Annotated in this window: 21 protein-coding genes; 7 read left to right on the top strand and 14 right to left on the bottom strand. The window is 42.1% G+C overall.

Annotated features, from left to right (window positions below; translation table 11 throughout):
* Positions 1 to 112 precede the first annotated feature (112 nt).
* Positions 113 to 445, bottom strand: coding sequence for a hypothetical protein (locus OFO12_RS03950; protein WP_270869550.1), 333 nt, complete (start codon positions 443 to 445; stop codon positions 113 to 115).
* 202 nt (positions 446 to 647) lie between these two features.
* Between OFO12_RS03950 and OFO12_RS03945 the strand changes: the two genes are divergently transcribed.
* From OFO12_RS03945 to OFO12_RS03930, 4 genes are all read left to right on the top strand, one after another.
* The gene (locus OFO12_RS03945; protein ID WP_270869549.1) at positions 648 to 1,940 is read left to right on the top strand and encodes an O-acetylhomoserine aminocarboxypropyltransferase/cysteine synthase family protein; all 1,293 of its coding nucleotides are present in this window, start codon (positions 648 to 650) and stop codon (positions 1,938 to 1,940) included.
* 9 nt (positions 1,941 to 1,949) lie between these two features.
* Positions 1,950 to 2,363, top strand: coding sequence for an RrF2 family transcriptional regulator (locus OFO12_RS03940; protein ID WP_270858939.1), 414 nt, complete (start codon positions 1,950 to 1,952; stop codon positions 2,361 to 2,363).
* A gap of 141 nt (positions 2,364 to 2,504) precedes the next feature.
* The gene (gene cysK / locus OFO12_RS03935; protein WP_270869548.1) at positions 2,505 to 3,419 is read left to right on the top strand and encodes a cysteine synthase A; all 915 of its coding nucleotides are present in this window, start codon (positions 2,505 to 2,507) and stop codon (positions 3,417 to 3,419) included.
* 260 nt (positions 3,420 to 3,679) lie between these two features.
* Positions 3,680 to 4,276 (top strand): hypothetical protein, encoded by a 597-nt coding sequence (locus OFO12_RS03930; protein WP_270869547.1) that lies wholly within the window; start codon positions 3,680 to 3,682, stop codon positions 4,274 to 4,276.
* Between the two features lie 10 nt (positions 4,277 to 4,286).
* On the opposite strand, the gene OFO12_RS03925 is transcribed toward OFO12_RS03930, so the two are convergent.
* From OFO12_RS03925 to cmoB, 13 genes are all read right to left on the bottom strand, one after another.
* A complete protein-coding gene (locus tag OFO12_RS03925) occupies positions 4,287 to 4,439 on the bottom strand; it encodes a hypothetical protein (RefSeq protein ID WP_270869546.1) in 153 nt (50 codons plus the stop codon).
* Between the two features lie 250 nt (positions 4,440 to 4,689).
* The gene (gene cmoA / locus OFO12_RS03920) at positions 4,690 to 5,394 is read right to left on the bottom strand and encodes a carboxy-S-adenosyl-L-methionine synthase CmoA (RefSeq protein ID WP_270869545.1); all 705 of its coding nucleotides are present in this window, start codon (positions 5,392 to 5,394) and stop codon (positions 4,690 to 4,692) included.
* Positions 5,384 to 6,304, bottom strand: a complete 921-nt coding sequence (locus OFO12_RS03915; protein WP_270869544.1) for a bifunctional riboflavin kinase/FAD synthetase — start codon at positions 6,302 to 6,304, stop codon at positions 5,384 to 5,386. The genes cmoA and OFO12_RS03915 overlap by 11 nt, the downstream gene beginning before the upstream one ends.
* Positions 6,286 to 6,801, bottom strand: coding sequence for a lipocalin family protein (locus OFO12_RS03910; RefSeq protein ID WP_270869543.1), 516 nt, complete (start codon positions 6,799 to 6,801; stop codon positions 6,286 to 6,288). Before OFO12_RS03910 ends, OFO12_RS03915 begins: the two co-directional genes overlap by 19 nt.
* A complete protein-coding gene (gene tlyA / locus OFO12_RS03905; protein WP_270869685.1) occupies positions 6,802 to 7,506 on the bottom strand; it encodes a 23S rRNA (cytidine-2'-O)-methyltransferase TlyA in 705 nt (234 codons plus the stop codon).
* Entirely contained in the window at positions 7,496 to 9,442 is a 1,947-nt protein-coding gene (gene ligA / locus OFO12_RS03900) for an NAD-dependent DNA ligase LigA (protein ID WP_270869542.1), read from the bottom strand. The genes tlyA and ligA overlap by 11 nt, the downstream gene beginning before the upstream one ends.
* Before the next feature lies 1 nt (position 9,443).
* Entirely contained in the window at positions 9,444 to 10,157 is a 714-nt protein-coding gene (gene kdsB / locus OFO12_RS03895) for a 3-deoxy-manno-octulosonate cytidylyltransferase (RefSeq protein WP_270869541.1), read from the bottom strand.
* Positions 10,154 to 11,605: a threonine synthase gene (gene thrC / locus OFO12_RS03890; protein WP_270869540.1), complete on the bottom strand. Its 1,452-nt coding sequence runs from the start codon at positions 11,603 to 11,605 to the stop codon at positions 10,154 to 10,156. The genes kdsB and thrC overlap by 4 nt, the downstream gene beginning before the upstream one ends.
* A gap of 9 nt (positions 11,606 to 11,614) precedes the next feature.
* Positions 11,615 to 12,463, bottom strand: a complete 849-nt coding sequence (gene argB, locus OFO12_RS03885) for an acetylglutamate kinase (protein WP_270869539.1) — start codon at positions 12,461 to 12,463, stop codon at positions 11,615 to 11,617.
* A gap of 14 nt (positions 12,464 to 12,477) precedes the next feature.
* Positions 12,478 to 13,419, bottom strand: coding sequence for a tetraacyldisaccharide 4'-kinase (locus tag OFO12_RS03880; protein WP_270869538.1), 942 nt, complete (start codon positions 13,417 to 13,419; stop codon positions 12,478 to 12,480).
* Positions 13,412 to 14,548: a DegT/DnrJ/EryC1/StrS family aminotransferase gene (locus OFO12_RS03875; RefSeq protein ID WP_270869537.1), complete on the bottom strand. Its 1,137-nt coding sequence runs from the start codon at positions 14,546 to 14,548 to the stop codon at positions 13,412 to 13,414. Before OFO12_RS03875 ends, OFO12_RS03880 begins: the two co-directional genes overlap by 8 nt.
* Before the next feature lie 8 nt (positions 14,549 to 14,556).
* The gene (gene nadE, locus OFO12_RS03870; RefSeq protein ID WP_270869536.1) at positions 14,557 to 15,360 is read right to left on the bottom strand and encodes an NAD(+) synthase; all 804 of its coding nucleotides are present in this window, start codon (positions 15,358 to 15,360) and stop codon (positions 14,557 to 14,559) included.
* Between the two features lie 163 nt (positions 15,361 to 15,523).
* Positions 15,524 to 16,417 carry a tRNA 5-methoxyuridine(34)/uridine 5-oxyacetic acid(34) synthase CmoB gene (cmoB, locus tag OFO12_RS03865; protein ID WP_270869535.1) on the bottom strand — a complete coding sequence of 298 codons (894 nt, stop codon included), beginning with the start codon at positions 16,415 to 16,417 and terminating at the stop codon, positions 15,524 to 15,526.
* Between the two features lie 136 nt (positions 16,418 to 16,553).
* Here cmoB and OFO12_RS03860 point away from each other — a divergent pair, with 136 nt between their 5' ends.
* From OFO12_RS03860 to OFO12_RS03850, 3 genes are read left to right on the top strand one after another with little or no spacing between them, the layout of a single operon-like run.
* Entirely contained in the window at positions 16,554 to 17,639 is a 1,086-nt protein-coding gene (locus tag OFO12_RS03860; RefSeq protein WP_270869534.1) for a transglutaminase-like domain-containing protein, read from the top strand.
* Positions 17,636 to 17,959, top strand: a complete 324-nt coding sequence (locus tag OFO12_RS03855) for an aryl sulfotransferase (protein WP_270869533.1) — start codon at positions 17,636 to 17,638, stop codon at positions 17,957 to 17,959. The genes OFO12_RS03860 and OFO12_RS03855 overlap by 4 nt, the downstream gene beginning before the upstream one ends.
* Complete coding sequence (locus tag OFO12_RS03850) at positions 17,952 to 18,227, top strand: heavy-metal-associated domain-containing protein (RefSeq protein ID WP_270869532.1); 276 nt, start codon at positions 17,952 to 17,954, stop codon at positions 18,225 to 18,227. The genes OFO12_RS03855 and OFO12_RS03850 overlap by 8 nt, the downstream gene beginning before the upstream one ends.

The raw sequence follows: 18,227 nt of genomic DNA, 5'->3' as shown, positions 1-18,227 counted from the left end.
CATAAATTTTATTTTTTTGTGGGGGCGGCGCTCAGAGTTGCGATGGCCATCCGCCCCCGCGCCCCCACCAGGCCGACACTAGTAGTGGCGCGCTTTGCGCGCTAATTTTACTTTAAAATTCATCGTTAAATTTGCCCTTGTGCTTCTCTTTTTTGTAAGTTTTTGAATTTTTGAGTTTTTCTAGCAAATTTGCCTCTTTTATCAGCTCGTCTTTGCCCTTGTGCGCTAGGACCGATTTGACGAAGTTTTCGAGCGATTTCGTGTAGGGCTGGTCTAAATAAACAGCTTCTACTTTTTTTAAAACTTCGTAGTTTTTTTCAGTGCGAATTTTAAATAAATTCTCGTCAAAATCATCTCGTTTCAAAATCGAAATTGCCGATTTTGCGAAGCGTTCAAGGGCGCGGATGTATTTGATACGATCGCTTTTTTCATTTATTTGGCTCAAATTTAATCCTTTTAAATTCAAAAGTGCGATTATACCAAATTTAGCTTTATTTTTTATTTTGCATATTTTAATTATATATTATCAAAACTATATTTTTTTGAAACTGCTATAAATAGGGGTTTTATAAAATATATTTTATCTATTGACTTATTGATAAATAAGTGTTATAATCCCCGAAAATTTTAAAATTTAAGGAGGAAAGATGGCGGAATTTAACTTCGAAACACTAGCAACTCACGCAGGATACAGCTCAAAAGAGGGCTGTGGTGCAATGGCTGTGCCGATTTATCTAACCACAGCCTTTGACTTTGGCACGAGCGAGGAGGCGGCAGCTAGGTTTGCTTTGCAAAAGCTTGGTCCTATTTATACGCGCTTAAATAACCCAACGGTCGATATTTTCGAGGCGCGCATTGCAGCATTAGAAGGCGGAGTTGCGGCGATTGGCACTGCTAGCGGTCAAGCCGCTTCATTTTATGCGGTCGCAAATGTCGCAAGTGCGGGCGATAATATCATCATGGCGCAAAAGGTCTATGGCGGAACTTCAAATTTAATGCTCCATACGCTTAAAAAATTTGGCATTGAGACGCGTATGTTCGACGCAGACAGCGCGGACGATTTAGAAAGCTTGATTGATGAGAAAACAAAGGCGATTTTCTTCGAAACGCTTTCAAATCCACAAGTGGCAATTCCAAATTTTTATAAAATCATCGAAATCGCCGATAAATACGGCATTATTAGCATTGTGGATAACACAGTCGCCACGCCAGTGCTGTTTAATCCTATCAAAAGAGGCGCCGATATCGTCGTGCATAGCGCGAGCAAGTATATCAGCGGTCAAGGGCTAACCATCGCAGGTGCTGTCGTAAGTGGGGCTAGCACAAACAAAAAAATCGTAGGAAATTCAAGATATGCTGATTTCAACGAGCCAGACGAGAGCTATCATGGGCTAGTTTATACAGATTTGGTAGAAAATTTCGACATTTTCACGCTTCGAATTCGCCTTGGTTTGCTTCGCGATACCGGTGCGACGATGAGCCCATTTAGCGCGTGGCAGTTGATTCAGGGGCTTGAAACCCTAAGCGTGAGGGTAAAAGAACATTCTCGCAAAACGCAAAAAATCGCTGAATTTTTAGAATCTCACCCAGCGATAAAAAGCGTAAATTACCCAGGACTAAAAAGCTCGCCACTAAATAAATTTGTGAGCGAAAATTTCACTGAGGGGCTATGTAGCGGGCTTTTGTGTTTTGATGCTGGAAGCAGAAAAGTAGCCGATGATATCATGCGAGAGGTGAAAATTTTCGCCGTTGTCGTAAATATCGGCGATAGCAAATCCGTCATCACTCACCCAGCAAGTTCAACTCACTCGCAATCAAGCGACGAGGAACTTTTAAGCGCTGGGATTACTCCGGGGCTAATTAGGCTTAGCGTGGGGCTAGAAGACACTGACGATTTGATCAATGATCTTAAAAACGCAATCGAAAAAGCAACAAAATAAGGGGAATATATGGCACTTTTATCTACAAAAGGCGTTTATGGCTTAATGGCGATTTTAGAAATCGCCAAAGCTAGCGAAATTTCGCCGATTAGCATTAGTGAAATTTCAGATAGAATTTTGGTTTCAAAAAACTATTTGGAGCAAATTTTAAACGGCCTTAGAGGCGGTGGATTGATCGAGAGTATAAAGGGCAAAAACGGCGGATATTATCTCTCGCGCGATATCGAGGATATCACATTTGCCGATGTTTTTAAGGCTATGGAGAAGGACTTTAAGCTTACGAATTTGAAGCTTTTAAATCCAAATTTAGAGTTTTTTTTCAAGGAGTATGATGAAAAACTGCTAGAAATTTTCAACAAATCAATTAGCAAATTTGAAGAATATAAGGAAGAAAGCACTAAATTTTTGGATTTTAGTATTTAGGTAAAACCAGCGCGCAAAGCGCGCCACCTCTAAGGTTTTGCGGGGTGGGGGTGCGGGGGCGGAGTGCCTCCTAAAAAACGCACCGCCCCCGCGTAAAATTTAAAATTGCGAAGCAATTTTACTAAATAAAAAAGGAAAAAAATGAAAATAGCAAACGATGTAACAGATCTAATCGGCAACACTCCGTTAGTTAGGATTAATACCTTTTCAAAAAACGCGACAATACTTGCAAAAGCTGAGTTTCTAAACCCAAGCCACTCGGTCAAAGACCGTATCGCGTGGAATATCATCAAGGTCGCCTTCGTGCAAAACCTCATCAACAAAGACACAATCCTAATCGAGCCAACTAGCGGAAATACGGGCGTAGGACTAGCCATGGTAGCTGCAAAAATGGGGCTAAAACTAATCCTAACAATGCCAAGTTCGATGAGTATCGAAAGACAAAAGCTAATCGCGGCTTTTGGTGCGAAAATCGTGCTCACAGATCCGCAATTTGGCATGAAGGGTGCCGTGGATAAGGCAAACGAACTAGCCGAGGAAAACCCAAATTCCTTTATCCCAAGCCAGTTTGACAACCCAGCCAACCCACAAGCCCACTATGAAAGCACTGGCCCTGAAATTTGGCGCGATACAGACGGCAAAGTCGATATCTTAGTCGCTGGATTTGGCACGGGAGGCACACTAAGCGGGACAGCTAAATATCTCAAAGAGCAAAACCCTGATTTAAAGGTAATCGCGGTCGAGCCTGATTCGTCGCCACTAGCTAGTAGAGGGTGCGCTGGAAGCCACAAAATACAAGGAATCGGCGCGAATTTCATACCGAAAAACCTAAATTTAGACATAATCGATGAGTATATCGCGGTCGCAAATGGCGCAGCTTTCGATACTGCAAAGACTTTGGCGCAAAAAGAGGGCTTGCTAGTGGGCATTTCAAGCGGCGCAAATGTCTATGCGGCAAACATCGTCGCCAATCGCTTCGAAAATCGTGGCAAAATCATCGTAACCACGCTAAATGACACCGGCGAGAGATACCTTTCTACCGATTTATTCAAATAAAATTTAATCTCAAATTTGCGAATTTTGAAATTCGCAAATTTGCTTTTTACTACGAAAAATTTCAAACGCTAAATTCGTTGTTATTGCGAGGAGCGAAGCGACGAAGCAATCTACGAGTTAAAAATTCCAAACGCTAAATTTGCAAAATTTATAAAATTCTATAAATTTCTGCCAAAACACTGTGCTGATTAACCAAAATTTACACATTATTATCAAAATTTGCGCTAGAATTTGGCTAAATTTCATAAAAAAGGAAAGTTATGAAAAAGCTTTTTGTTTTTTTGTTTTTGTGCGCTTCTTTATGGGGCAAAATCAACATAAACGACGCGACTAGATACGAGCTAATGACCATTGGCGGGCTTGATGCGGGCAGGGCGGACATGCTCATAAACTACCGCAAATCGCGCGAAATCACAGATGAAAATCAACTAAAAAATATAACCGGTTTTGGCGGTTATGATACGACTAAGCTCGCGCAAAATTTTGATTTGCAAGCCTTGCCAAAGCCCCAGCCTGTCCCAGAACCTAAAAAAGAGAGCGAACAAAACATAATCATAATCCAACCAGAAAAAAAGGTCTATGTAAATCACCCGCCAAGATATCGCTACGAACAGAATTTCGGCAATGGTATCACTATCATAGAGGAGGGCAATCTACGACGCAGACCACTACCGCCACGCTACGAGGAGCACCGAGGGCGTCGCTTTGGCGCGCATGAGCAAAACAGAGTCGCCAAACCTGCGCCCGTGCCACAGCACCTCACTACACAAAGAGCTAAGAGCTCCCAAAATAACTGCGTCATGCGAAATGGAATTTGCATAAGTGGCGAAGTGCGCGCCAGAGGCGTGTGGAGGTAGGCTATCTGGCTTAAATTTTAAAATTATCGGAATTAAAAAGAGTTTGAATTTCTTTTTTTAATTCTAGGTCGCCAAAGTTTTCTTTTATCGCTTCGCTTAAATTTGGCGTGGTTTTGCCTAAATTTGCTTTTATGATTTTGTCGTTTCGCTCGATTTTCACCATAGTGTCGCGCTGTAATTTTTCGCTCGTGCTAGAAAATGCGTAAGGCTTGCCACTATGCTTGCGAAATCCAGGCTCTGCGACATTTAAAAGCCGTTTGGTGGTGGGTTTAAAGCCGTAAGCGCTAGCTTGCTATTTGAAAGCTATTTTATGGATTTCAAGTCATTTAAATTTTAACTTTTCAAAATGCTATAAATTTTACAAAAGACAAATTTCGGGGGCAGTGTTACCAAAAATAAGGGGCGAAATTTAGCTATTTTCTCGCCATGAAAACAGCGAAATTCGCCCATTTAAAGATAATTTCCACGCTGGCAAATCCGGCATTAAGCGCGAGCGTTTTGTTCTCGCTCTCGGTGTATGGGATTAGCACATTTTCTAGCGCTTTGCGTTTTTGGGCGATTTCAAACTTCGAATAGCCTTGATTTTCTTTGTAATTTTCGTAAATTTCAATCATATTTTTGCTAAGCGTTTTATCCTCATAAACGAGCTTTTCGGCGAAAATCAAAACCCCATTTTCGCCCAAATTTTCATAAATTTTGCGCATAAATTCTGCCCGTTTTATCGGGCGAATAAACTGCAAAGTGTAGTTTAAAATCACGGCGTCAAAGCCCTTAAAATCGCACTCTAAGATATCTTCGCACGAAAATTTTATCTGCGCGCCAAAAGCAGCGGTTTTTGCCGCGGCGATTTCTAGCATTGCTTCGGAGTTATCCACGCCAAAAAGCGCCAAATCAGGGCGCATTTGATACAAACTAAGCAAAATCCCAGCCGTCGAGCAGCCAAGGTCTATGGCTTTGGCACCATGAGCCAAAATCCGTGCCAAAAGCTCGCAAACAAGCTCGGAGCTTTGCTTGTAAAACGGCACCGAGCGCGCGATCATATCGTCAAAGACGCTAGCGACGCTTTTGTCGAACTCGAACTGCTTTTTTATCGGCGTTTTGAAAATTTCATCTTTCATATTTGTTTCCTAAAATATCCCTAGCAAGGGCGATATCGCTTGAAATTTGCGCTTTTAATTCGCCCAAATTTGCAAATTTTTTGTTTTCGCGGATAAATTTGATAAATTTCACGCTCGCGCTCTTTGGCGTGAAATTTGCGCTAAACTCCCCTAAAATGTGCGTTTCTATGGCGAAATTGCTATCCGTGCTGACTCTGTGCCCTATAAATGAGACGCTTTTGTAAATTTTGTTTTTTACCCTGCACAGCGTGGCATAAACGCCAAATTTTGGCATATAAAACTCGCTAGCATCTAGATTTAGCGTCGCAAACAGCTTCTTTGCGCCAAGCCCTTGACCGCTGATGACTTTGCCAGAGATTTCATACTCCCTCCCCAAAAACTGCGCCGCCTTCTCGCACTCGCCAGCGTTTAAAAACTCCTTAATCAGCCTCGTATGCACGCCCACGCCGTTGATTTTAAACTCGTCGATTATGAGCGTTTCGCCGGCGAAATTCGCGCGCAAAAACTCTGCGTCGCTGGCTCTATTTTTGCCAAATTTAAAATCATTTCCGACTACGATTTTTTCCAAATTTGGAAAATTTGCGTTTAAAAGCGCGATAAATTCGGCTCCGTTTAAATTCTTCACCCTAGCTAAATCGCAGTAAAAAATCTCTTTTTCGCAAATTTGACTAATTAGACTAGGTGGCGTGAGTTTGGGCGCAGTATCGGCGATGACTATGATTATGCCGCCATGCTCGCCAAGAGCGTCAAATAGCTTTTGATGAGCCCTGTGAAATCCGTCGAAATTGCCGATAGCAAGGGCTTTAATCTCGCTTTTTTTCGCTCCATTTAAATTTAGAAATTTCTCGTTTTCGCCAAATTTGGCTAGGATTGAAATTTCGCTAGGCTCACTCATTTTTGCTTCGTCCATACGATTTTTTGGGTGTCATAGCCACTTTCTTTGGCTTTGTTTAGGTAGATATTTTTGATGAGTTCGGGCATGGTTTTGGTGCGCGAAAGCATATAAAGCTCGCCTGTGTTTTCGCCAAAAATGAGTGCGTAGCTGTAATCCACATCGGTTTGAGCGACGCTAAATTTGGCATTTTTTATCATGCCTTTGCGAACTAAATTTCCCTCGGATTTTTTGCCCACAAAGGCTAGTTCTTCGCTAGATAATTTGATTTTTCCACTTTGGCTTTGGGCTGATTTTAGCATATTTATCGAGCCGTTTTTATCGACGAAAATCTCATAAGCTGTGTTTTCTAACTCGCCTGTAAAGCCCTTGATATGGGCTATCTCATACCAACCACCGCAAAATTTAGCTATATCAAAATCCCGCGTGATAGGTGCGTTTGGCGAAATGCTTTTGGCGCACGCCCCTAGGAAAAATATAGTTAAAGTTAAAATTAAAATTTGCTTAAATTTCATCTATTCTCCTTTTTTATAATGATAGAAAAACTCCTGATTTCCCTCTTTGCCTTTGATTTGACAAGGGAGTTTTTGTATCATTATAAGCCCCATTTTAGCGCAGTTTAACTCAAATTTCGCCATTGCTTGTTCGACTAGCTTTTGATTTTTTATGACGCCTTTTTTATCTCGTTTTGCACCCACGCCGACCTCGAATTGCGGTTTGAAAAGCAAGATTATATCGCGCGAAGCAAGGCGCAAAATGCTAGGCAAAATTTTCTCAATCCCGATAAAGCTCACATCGCAGGTGATTAGCTCAAAACTCGTTTGGCTCTCAAACTCCCTGATATCGGTGTTTTCGCGCACGATTACACGCGGATCGTGGCGCAAGCTATCATCTAGCTGTGCACTTCCCACATCAAGGGCTACGACCTCGCTTGCGCCGTATTTTAGCAAAATTTGCACAAATCCGCCCGTCGATGAGCCGATATCTAGGGCGCGCACGCCTGCGATATCAAGCGCGCACTCATCTAAAAATCCCTTTAATTTCAGCGCACCACGGCTTACGAAAATTTCGTCTGTCGCGCTAATCTTGCCACTTGCTACTTCGGCTGAGAGCTTGTCGCAAATTTCGCCATTTAGCAAAATTTTGCCCTCTTTAATGAGATTTTGGGCTTTGTTTCGGCTGATTTTTAGAGCATGGGCTACGAAATTATCAAATCTCACGCGCCATTTCCTCGAACTCATCTTCGCTTAGCGTGCGCACGCCAAGGGCATTTGCCTTATCTAGCTTGCTTCCAGCCTCGCTTCCATAAATCACAAAATCGGTTTTGGCCGATACTGAGCCCGAAACCTTTGCGCCCATTTGCAAAAGGCGGTTTTTGATCTCATCTCTGGGGCGCGACATGGTGCCAGTAAGCACGATAGTCTTGCCTGTAAAGGCGGTTTGCGTGGTTTCGCTCTTAGAAATTTGTGGATTTATGATATTGATTAAATTGCGAATTTTCTCTTCGTTTTCGGCGCAAAATTCGCAAAAACTCTTCGCCATAGCCTCTCCAAAATTTTCTAAATTTAGCACCTCTTCATAGCTAGCGTCTAGCCATTTCTCGCCAAAACTCTCGGCGATTTTGCGCGCTGCAACCTCGCCTATATGCTCGATACCAAGCCCGCTGATGAAGCGATAAAGCTGCGCGCCCTTGCTCGAATTTATAGCGTTTAAGAGATTTGAAATTTTTTTATCTTTAAAGCCTTCAAGCCCCACAAAATCAGCTTCGCTAAGCGCATAAATATCGGCGATTTCATTGATTTTGCCAAGGCTATGAAGCAAGCTAATCGTAGCCTCGCTTAGCCCTTCTATATTCATACATTTTTTCGAGCAAAAATAGATCAAAGCTCCCACAATCCGTGCTTTACAACTCAAATTTTGACATTTTATCAAGGCACCCTCATCGAGCAGACCGCCGCCACATACAGGACACGCGCTAGGGCGAGTTATGGGCGTTTGTGAGCCGTCTCTGCGCCCAGCAAAGACGCTTGTGATTTTTGGGATCACATCGCCGCTTCGTATAATTCCCACAAAATCGTTTTTCATCAGCCCCAAACGCTCGATTTCATCGAAATTATGAAGCGTAGCGTTGCTGACATTTGCTCCGTCGATATTGACGCTTTCGACCACCGCCACAGGGGTGATTGCGCCCGTTCTGCCTACTTGCAAAACAATGTCTTTTAGCCTTGTAACCTTTTCGATAGCTGGGAATTTATACGCTACCATGAAACGCGGAAATTTCACGGTGTATCCCAGCAAATCGCACTTTGCGACATCGTTTATGCGAAGCACCATGCCATCTAGCATCAGATCTTTTTTCTCGCGCAGGGCGTGCAAATCCTCGTAAGCCTTGCGGATTTCATTTGCACTCGCGCAAATTCGCCTAAAATCGTCCCTCTTAAAGCCAAGACTTCGCACAAACTCCATAATCTCGCTATGGCGCGTGAAATTTAATTTATTTTCTCCCACGCCCCAAGGTATGAATTGAAGTTTTCGCTTCGCTACGACCGCGCTATCTAGCTGACGAAGGCTTCCAGCTGCGGCGTTGCGCGGGTTTGAAAACAGAGCTTCGCCATTTTGTGCGCGCTCATCGTTTAGAGCGTCAAAATCGCTTTTAGCAATCAAAACTTCGCCACGAATTTCGATTTTTTCGTTATATGGGATTTGAAGTGGGACAGATTTTATCGCTCTTGCATTGGCGGTTACATTTTCGCCGATTTTGCCGTCTCCGCGCGTGGCAGCCGAGATTAAAATGCCGTCTTCGTATGTGAGATTTAGGCTTGCTCCGTCAAATTTCGGCTCGACATAAAATTCTAAATTTGCCTTTTCGCCGCGCCCAAGCCACGCCAAAAGCTCGCCGTCGTTAAAAATATCCTCCATAGACCACATTTGCGCGCCGTGAGAAAGCTTTTCGAAACCCTCGCTAAGCTCGCCTCCGATACGCAAAGTAGGGGAGTATGGTAAAATTTGCTCTGGGTGGGCTCGCTCGAAGATTTCGACCTTGCTATATAGCGTGTCGTATTCTTCGTCGCTAGCGATTGGATTATCCTGCGTGTAATACGCTCTTGCCCATAAATTCAGGGTTTGCACTGCCTCTTTGTATTCGTTAAAATCCATTTTATTTCCCAAAAATTTTCAGCGCTTTTTCATAATCTTCTTGCGTGTCGATTCCGACGCTGTTTGTAGCAATTTGCAACATTGCGATTTTTTTGCCAGCACTTAGGGCGCGAAGTTGCTCTAATTTCTCGGTATTTTCTAGCACGCTAGGCGGTAGGGTGCAAAATTCGCGCAAGGTTTTTGCGCTATACGCATAAATGCCAATATGCCCCAAATAGTCCTTAAATTCGGTTCTTGGATAAGGTATCGGCGCGCGTGAAAAATAAATCGCAAAGCCGTGATTGTCCAAAATCACCTTGACTAAATTTGGATCTTGCGCACTTTTTTCGTCGATTTTTTTGTAGCAACTAGCCATAAATGCGCCGTTTTTTATCGCGCTAGTGGCAAATTCTTTAAATTTAATTAAATTTTGTGTCTCAAAAAACGGCTCGTCGGCTTGGACATTGATTAAAATTTCATCATCGCTTAAATTTGCGTTTTTCACAGCTTCGTTTATTCTATCTGTGCCGCTTTGGTGGTTTTCATCTGTCATAACAGCGCGAAATCCATAATCCCTAGCGATTTGCAGGATTTGCTCATCATCTACCGCGATTAGCACATTATCGACTTTCGCGGCGTTTTGCGCTGTTTTGATAAACATCGGCACGCCGGCAAATTCGCATAAAATTTTGTTTTTAAACCTAGTTGAGGCTAGGCGGGCAGGTATTATAATCATAGTTTTATCCAATCAATAATCGTGTTTTTAATCTCGTTTTGCTCGATTATGCTCGTGTGAATTTCAGGGCTGGCAAAAAGGCGTGAAATTTGGGCTGGAATATCGCTTTGAAACTCTTTCGAAAGCGCGATCATATCGGCTTTTTCGTCTTCGCACGGGCGAGATTTTATCGCTTTTATCATCGACGGGGTAAATTTTATCCATTTCGCCGTAGAAACGATGAGAGTTGGCGTATCGCCACCTAAAAGCTTGAAGCAATTTGCAGTGTGCGGGTCGATGAGACGGCCACTACTGCTAGCTTCTTTGATAAATTTCGAGCACTCGTCATCGCTTGTGAAACCGGCCTCGAATTCGCTTTGAAGCTTAGTAAGCTCATCTTTGCTAAGGGCGTAGAATTTATCTTGCGCAAGGCTAGCCATAAGCTCTTTTGTGCGTTTATCGCCGAATAAATCAGCCAGCACGCGCTCGACATTTGAACTAATCAAAATGTCCATTGCAGGGCTAATCGTGCTAATTAGCTCCCTGCCACGCAAATCGTAAATTCCAGTTTTAATTAGATCGGTTAGGATATTGTTTGCGTTGGAAGCGATTTTGATTTTGCCGATACTAGCTCCCATTTTTTTGGCGAAATACGCACCTAGGGCGTTGCCGAAATTTCCGCTTGGCACGATTACATCAAATTTATCGTGCGCGCTAAATTTTGGATTTTTGCTAAATTGCACGCTAGCGTAAATGTAGTAGATGATTTGAAACAAAATTCTGCCGAAATTTACAGAATTTGCCGCACTTAGGCAAAGATTATTAGCTTTTAGCTCGTTTTTAAAATCATCATCGCTAAGTAGCGATTTTAGCGCTCTTTGCGCGTCGTCAAAATTTCCTTTTATGCCTAGAATTTTTAAATTTTTGGCTGATTGTTTTACCATTTGTTGGCGTTGGATTTCACTCGTTCCGCCAGCTGGATATAGACATACGACCTTGATATTTGGATCATTTGCGAAGGTATCTAGCGTAGCTGGGCCAGTATCGCCACTAGTAGCGCAGATTATGAGGTATTTTTCGCCTCTTTGCGCCGCTAGCTCGCCAAGAAGCGCACCAAATGGTTGAAGCGCCATATCCTTAAACGCGAGCGTCGGGCCGTGATAAAGCTCCAAAATATAGGTGTTATCGTTAAATTTAGAAATTTCAAGTGGCAGGGCAGGGTTTTCGAAACTATCATACCTAGCAAGAGCGGTTTTGAAAACCTCCGGCGAAATGTCGAAATCTAGGGCTTTTATAAGCTTTAAAGCGATTTGTTTATAGCTAAGCTCTTTGCACTCGCTCCAAAATTCAGGTGTAAGTTTTGGCAACTCGCGCGGTGTATAAAGTCCGCCAAATGCAGCACTTGGGCTTAGTAGTGCGTCGCTAAGTGTGGCGCTGGCGCTAAAATCTCGTGTGGAAACTAATTTCATAAATTCTCCTTATCTAATCAAACTTCCGATACCAGTATCAGTGAAAAGCTCTAATAAAAGCGAGTGTGGGATTTTGCCATTTATTATGTGAGCGGCCTTGGTGCCTGTGTTTATGCACTCCAAACAAGCATCGATTTTAGGTATCATACCGCCACTAATCGTGCCGTCTTTTTTCAAAGCCCAGATCGAATTTTCATCGAGTTTGCTAATGAGTTTGCCCTCTTTATCTAGCACGCCGTCGATATCGCTTAGAAAAATCACTTTGTCGGCTTTTAGGTAGCTAGCGATTTTGCTAGCGCAAAGATCTGCGTTTATGTTAAAGCTGATATTTTCGTCATTTTCGCCCCCGGCAAGTGGCGCGATGACTGGCAGATAGTCGCGATCTAGCAAATCATAAATGACTTTTGTATTTACATCTGTGATTTCGCCTACGAAGCCGTATTTTTCGCGGTCTAAAAATTTCGCCCTCAAAAGTCCGCCGTCCTTGCCGCTAATGCCTATGGCAGGGGCTCCGTTTTGGTTAAGAAGCGCGGTGATTTCTTTATTTACAAGCCCGCTTAGCACCATTTCGGTTACTTCGATAGCTTCTTTGCTTGTTACGCGCAAACCATCGCAAAATTCGCTTTTGATATCCAGCAAATCGAGGGTTTGGTTGATTTTTTTGCCGCCGCCATGCACGACGATGACCTTGATACCAACCATGTGCAAAAGCGTGATATCACGGGCGAAATTTAGCTTTAAAACCTCGTCGGTTTGGGCTGCGCCGCCGTATTTGATGACGAAAATTTTATCGCGAAATTTGCGGATATAAGGTAGGGCTGAGATGATAATTTCTGCAATTTGACTTGATTTTATCATTGTTTTCTCCAAATTTAGTGGTTTAGTTTGCTAGTAATGTAGGCTTTGATTTGGTTTTTGAAATTTTCGCTAAGCGTGGTTTTAAGCTCGATTACGCTGATATTAAGCCCGAAATTTTCGAGCTTGACGAAATCTTTGGCGGTGCAAATGATATGCGTGGCGCCAGATTTATGAAGTAAATTTTGAATTTCATCTTTTGTAAAATCATAGTGATCTGGGAAATAAAAACTAGCTTTGGCGTGTTTTTCAAACTCTTTTAGACGCCATGGCTTGGCGATTGCGCTGATTAAAATCGTATTTTCCTTGTCGGTGTGTGGATTTGGGAAATTTGAAATTTCACTAGTGGATTTTATATCATCTAGGCTGGGAATAAAATCTGCGAATTTGTAGAAATTTGGCGGATAGCGATAGCCTGCGACTGGCAGTGGCAAGGGCAAAAGCGGCGAATCGCTAGGGCGCAAAACAATCTCAAATTTTTCTATATGAAATTTAGAAAATCCATCGTCTAAAATCACGAGAGCAAAGCCGTCTTTTTTGGCCTGCATTATGGCATTTTCGCGGTTTTCGCTCACAAGAACGCTTGCGTTTTTTAGGGTTTTGGCATAGAGCATGGCTTCATCGCCACTGGTTTTTATGTCGCATAAAATTTCGCCATTTTTCGCCACATATTGTAGTCCGTGGCTTTTGCGAGCGTATCCGCGCAGTATTATGCAAGTAGGAATCTCAGGGCTAAATTCTGTAAAAATCGCCCCCACAAGCGGAGTTTTACCACTTCCGCCAAGGGTTAGATTTCCCACGCTTACTACTGCTATACCATAATCTTTGGGTTTAATTAGGGCGCGCCTAATCATCTGAATAAAGCCAAAAATGATTGAGAGTGGAAGCAAAAAAAATGAAATTATAAGCCAAATAACGCCCGGATCGTATAAATTTTTTTCGAGCCAAATTTTAAACACGGCTTCTCGCAATTTCTATAATTTTTTCGCAGATATAGGCCACATCGTCATCGCTAAGCGAGGCATAAATCGGCAAAGATAAAATTTGCTGATAATTTTTTAGCGCATTTGGGAAGTCATTGACTTTGTAATTATACTTGGATTTGTAGTAGCTTAGCAGGTGCAGTGGCACATAGTGAAGCCCCACATCAATGCCCCTAGAAATCATTTCGCGCGCGAAATCATCGCGGTTTTTGTCGATTTTGATGATAAATTGTGTATAAATGTGCTCCGCGCTATCGGTAGGAAGCTCGATATGAGGGCAATCTTCCAAAGATTTCCTAAACATTTTTGCGATATTTTGGCGACGCTTGATAAAGCTATCTGTTTTTTCTAGTTGTGATAGTGCAAATGCCGCATTTATCGAGTTTAAATCGTATTTTTGACCGATACGATCTACATTGTAAGTAAAGCCTAAATTTCCATCTTTATAAAACGCTTCGCCCACGATTCCGTTATTGCGTAAAATTTTGGCAGAATTTGCCAAACCTTCGTTGTTTGTGACGAAAAATCCAGCCGTAGAGATTGCATCTTGGGCTTGTGGATTTATCTGAAAGCACGAAAACAGCGAGTTTTCAAACGAGCCGATTTTTTTACCCTTGTATGTAGCACCTGTGGCCCTAGAAGCGTCATCTATGATAGTGATATTTTCTTTTTTGGCGATTTCGTAAATCTCGTCCATATCTGTTACGAGCCCAGCTGTGTGCGAGATAAAGGCGCATTTTAGCTTTTTGTGTCTGTTTAGCTCGATAGCTTTTGAAAAGCTTTCAGGAGTGATATTAAAGGTGTTTGTATCGATATCTACGAATATCGGCTCAGCATCAAAATGCCTAATAACCGCCGCTACATGCGGAAATGAATTAACTGAGCATAAAATTCTATCTCCGCGCTTGACACCGAGTGTGCAAAGCGCAAGATGAAGCGCAGTAGTGCCACTAGTAGTGGAGATTGCATAATTCACGCCAAAATACTCACAAATTTTGTTTTCAAAAATTTCTGAGTATTTTATTTGTGGATTGTGAAGGGCATTTAGTATAAGCGATTCTTCTTTATCATCAACCTGCGCTTTAAAAAAGGGTATTTGCTTCATGTGAAATCCTAAGCATTAGGATCTACTTGTGCTACATTTGGCATGCGTAATTTAAAGCTATTTTTTATCATTCTATTTGTGATAAATTTGCATAAATCAGCGTTGTGATTCGAATCAAGCAAGTATGCTAAATCATCTTTTGTAATCTCTTTGCCGCTTCTAATTTTTTTGCGAAGTTCAGGGCGAGAGAAGATATCTCTAAGCACGCTATCAAGGATATCATAGCTATATCCAAGCTCTCTTTCGTCGCTTTGATTTTCCCATAAATCTGCGCTTGGAGTTTTTGCGATTATGTTTTCATTGATAGTAAGCGCTTCGGCAAGCTTGCTTACTTTTGTCTTCAAAATTTCGCCGATTGGGTTAAAGGCGCATGCTAAATCACCATAAATCGTGCTGTATCCTAGCATTCTTTCGCTCAAATTTGTTGTTCCGACTACGACTGCGCGGTGTTTCGCGCTGTAATCATATAATAATCCCATGCGAATTCTTGTCGCAAAATTTCCAGTTCTTAGCTTGTCTGCGCCAGTATCAAGCGAAGCGAAAGCCTCCATAAATGGGGCGATTTCTTGGATTTCGTAGTCTATACCAAACATATCGCAATGCTCAATCGCATCGCCTAAATTTGCTAAATTTGAGCTAGGCATAGGCATGATTAGGGCGTGAGTTGGGATCTCTGTTAGGGCGCATAACGCCGATACTACGGCACTATCAAGTCCTCCGCTGACTCCGACTACGAAAGCGTCTGCTCCTGTTTTTTCAAGTTCTGTGGCCAAAAAATCGGTCAAATATGGAATTAAATTTTGAGCGTTCATAGAAAACCTTTGTAAATTATAAACTAAACTTTTAATTCTACCAATATTAAACTAAAATTAAGCTTTAAAAAAGAGAGAAAAATTTGATTAAAATTTATGATTTATTTGCAAATTCTGCCAAATTTAGCAAAATACGCAAAATTATTTGTAAAATTTTGCGTATTTACAGGCTGATTTTGACATAAACCCGTTTCGGGGCAGGGTAACCCTCGATAGTGAGATTTGGGTTTTTTGGATCTAGGAAATTTTCCAGGCTCTGACCGTCAATCCACTCAGTTTTTCGCTGTTCGTTAAAATCAGTTTGTTTGGTTTCTAAAATTTCAAAATTCTTAAATTTCGCCCTTTCGCACCAGTTGCTAAGTGCGCCGATAGTGGGCACGAAGTAGATATTTGAGATCTTAGAATACCCACCCTTTGGCGTAAGGGCAAAATCCCCGTCCATGTCTATATACATCGTATCTAAAATCACCTCGCCACCGCTATTTAGCGCAGATTTGAGCTGTTTTAGCATAGAGATAGGATCTGAGCGATGATAAATCACGCCAAGGCAGAAAATCGTGTCAAATTTCGCCCCATAAAACGGCAAATGCTCCACGCCAAGCGGCTCGAAAATTGCCTGCGCTCGCATAAAATGTTGCAAAAACAAAAATTGTAGATAAAATAGCGCGCTAGGATCAAAGCCCGTGACGCTACGCGCGCCAAGTCCTAGCATACGATACATATAATAACCATTATTGCACCCCACATCTGCGACATTTTTGCCCGCCAAATCAATATGCCCCTCTAAAAGGTTAAATTTGATGAAGCTTTGCCACTCGCTGTCGATAAAAAGCTCATTTAGCGCAAAAGGCCCCTTGCGCCAAGGTTTTAACAATAGTGCGATTTGCCTGATTTGCTTCATTTCCTCTTCATTTGCGTCGAATTTCGCACTTATAGCATCGCCAAAACTCACCTCGCAATCAAATTTTGGCAATGCCTTAATCGCGCCTAAAATTTCGGCATTTTGAGCGTTTTCTAGTTTTTTTAACATTTCGTTTTTTATGGTAGTTAAATCCATTTTTTACCCTAAATTTCATAAATTTTGCGCCATTTTATCAAAGCAAATTTAAAAAAGCAATTTTAAAGCATTAAAAGGATAAAATCTCTGCCTTTTAGAGCCAAGTTTTGGTTAGATTATTTAGGAATTTTTTCAAATGAAAAGACGAGATTTTTTTAAATTTAGTAGTATTTTAGGTGTCGCTAGCTTCGCTCCTAGCGTGGTTTTGGCTGATACGAGCGCCAAAGAAGCCGAGCAAAAAACGCGCAAATTTAGCGTTAGTTTAAAACACGCTATCAAAGAGATCGGCAAAGAGAGCAGGGTGTGGGTTCCGCTCGTGCTTCCTAGTGATTTTCAGCAGGTCATTTCGCACTATAAGGTCGGCTCAAACGCAGTGGAGAAATTTATCACTGAGGGCGAAATTCCGACATATTATGCGAAATTTAGCGGAAGCGAAACTCCGATACTAGATATCAGTTTCGATGTGCAAACCACAGAGCGAAATACCGATTTTTCAAAGGTAAATTTCAACGAAAACGAAAAACTAGCCCCCGAAATCGCTAAATTTTTGCAGCCAACTACGCAAATTCAAATCGACGGCGTGGTTAAACAAAAATCAGATGAAATCGTAGGAAATATCAAAGGCGATTTAGAAAAGGCTAGGGCGATTTACACCTGGGTGGCAAACACCATGGAGCGCGATAATAGCGTGCTTGGGTGTGGGTTAGGCGATGTCAAACAAATCCTAACTAGCGGTAAATTAAGTGGCAAATGCACCGACATAAACTCGGTTTTTGTGGCTTTGGCGAGGGCTGCTGGGATACCTGCGCGCGAAATGTTTGGTATAAGGGTTGGAAAATCACGATTTTCAGGTCAAATGGGCGCAGCACCCAAAGATGACGGATTTAGCCATATTTCAGGCGGACAACACTGTCGCGCTGAGTTTTATCTCAAAGGATACGGCTGGATTCCAGTAGATCCTGCCGATGTCACCAAAGTCAGACTTGGCGAAAAACTCACAAACGACGACCAAAAAATCGCGCAAATCCGCGAATATCTCTTTGGCAACTGGGAGATGTGCTGGATAGGGTTTAATTACGGCAGAGATTTCACGCTAAGTCCGCGCCCAGCGCAATTTCCGATAAACAATTTCGGCTATGTTTATGGCGAAACGGACGGACAAACGCTAAATTACTACGACCCGAAAGAATTTAGCTACGATTACAAAAGTCGCGAAATTTGAGTAAGCTAAAATTTATCGTTCTAGCGATTGTAAGCGCATTTATGGCGACTTTGTGCTGTTTGCCAGCGCTTTTGTTTTTGCTTTTTGGGGTGAGTTTTTCGGCACTTTCCTTTGCGGACGAGTTGGCGAGATTTCGCCCCGTTTTTACGGCGATTTCTATTGTATTTTACATTGCGAGCCTGTATTTTGTGCTCTTTCGCAAAAACTCATGCGTCATCGGCGCAGGTCGCAAAAAATGGTATTTTATTTACATTTTAAGCGGAATTTTGATATTTTTACTGCTATTTTATCCTGAAATTTTAGGGAGATTTTATGCGTAAAATTTTACTTTTATCACTCGTTTGTGGCGCGCTTTTTGCACAGCGCGAAATCGAAATCCAAGTCGGAAAAATCCATTGCAACCTATGCGCAGCTTCGATTAAATTTGCCTTGCAAAAATGCGAGGGGGTAATCAGCGTCGAGGCCAAAGAGGGCGAGAAAAAGGCGGTCGTCATCGCCGAAGATAACGCCGATACAAACGCTATGATCGAGGCTTTGAAAAATGCAAAATACGAAAAAGCCAAAATTTTAAGTATTAAACAAAAATAA

Source organism: Campylobacter sp. JMF_04 NA10, from assembly GCF_027737655.1.
Classification (GTDB): domain Bacteria; phylum Campylobacterota; class Campylobacteria; order Campylobacterales; family Campylobacteraceae; genus Campylobacter_B.
Note: the sequence above shows the minus strand (reverse complement) of the source record. Positions and strands in the feature narration are given on the sequence as shown.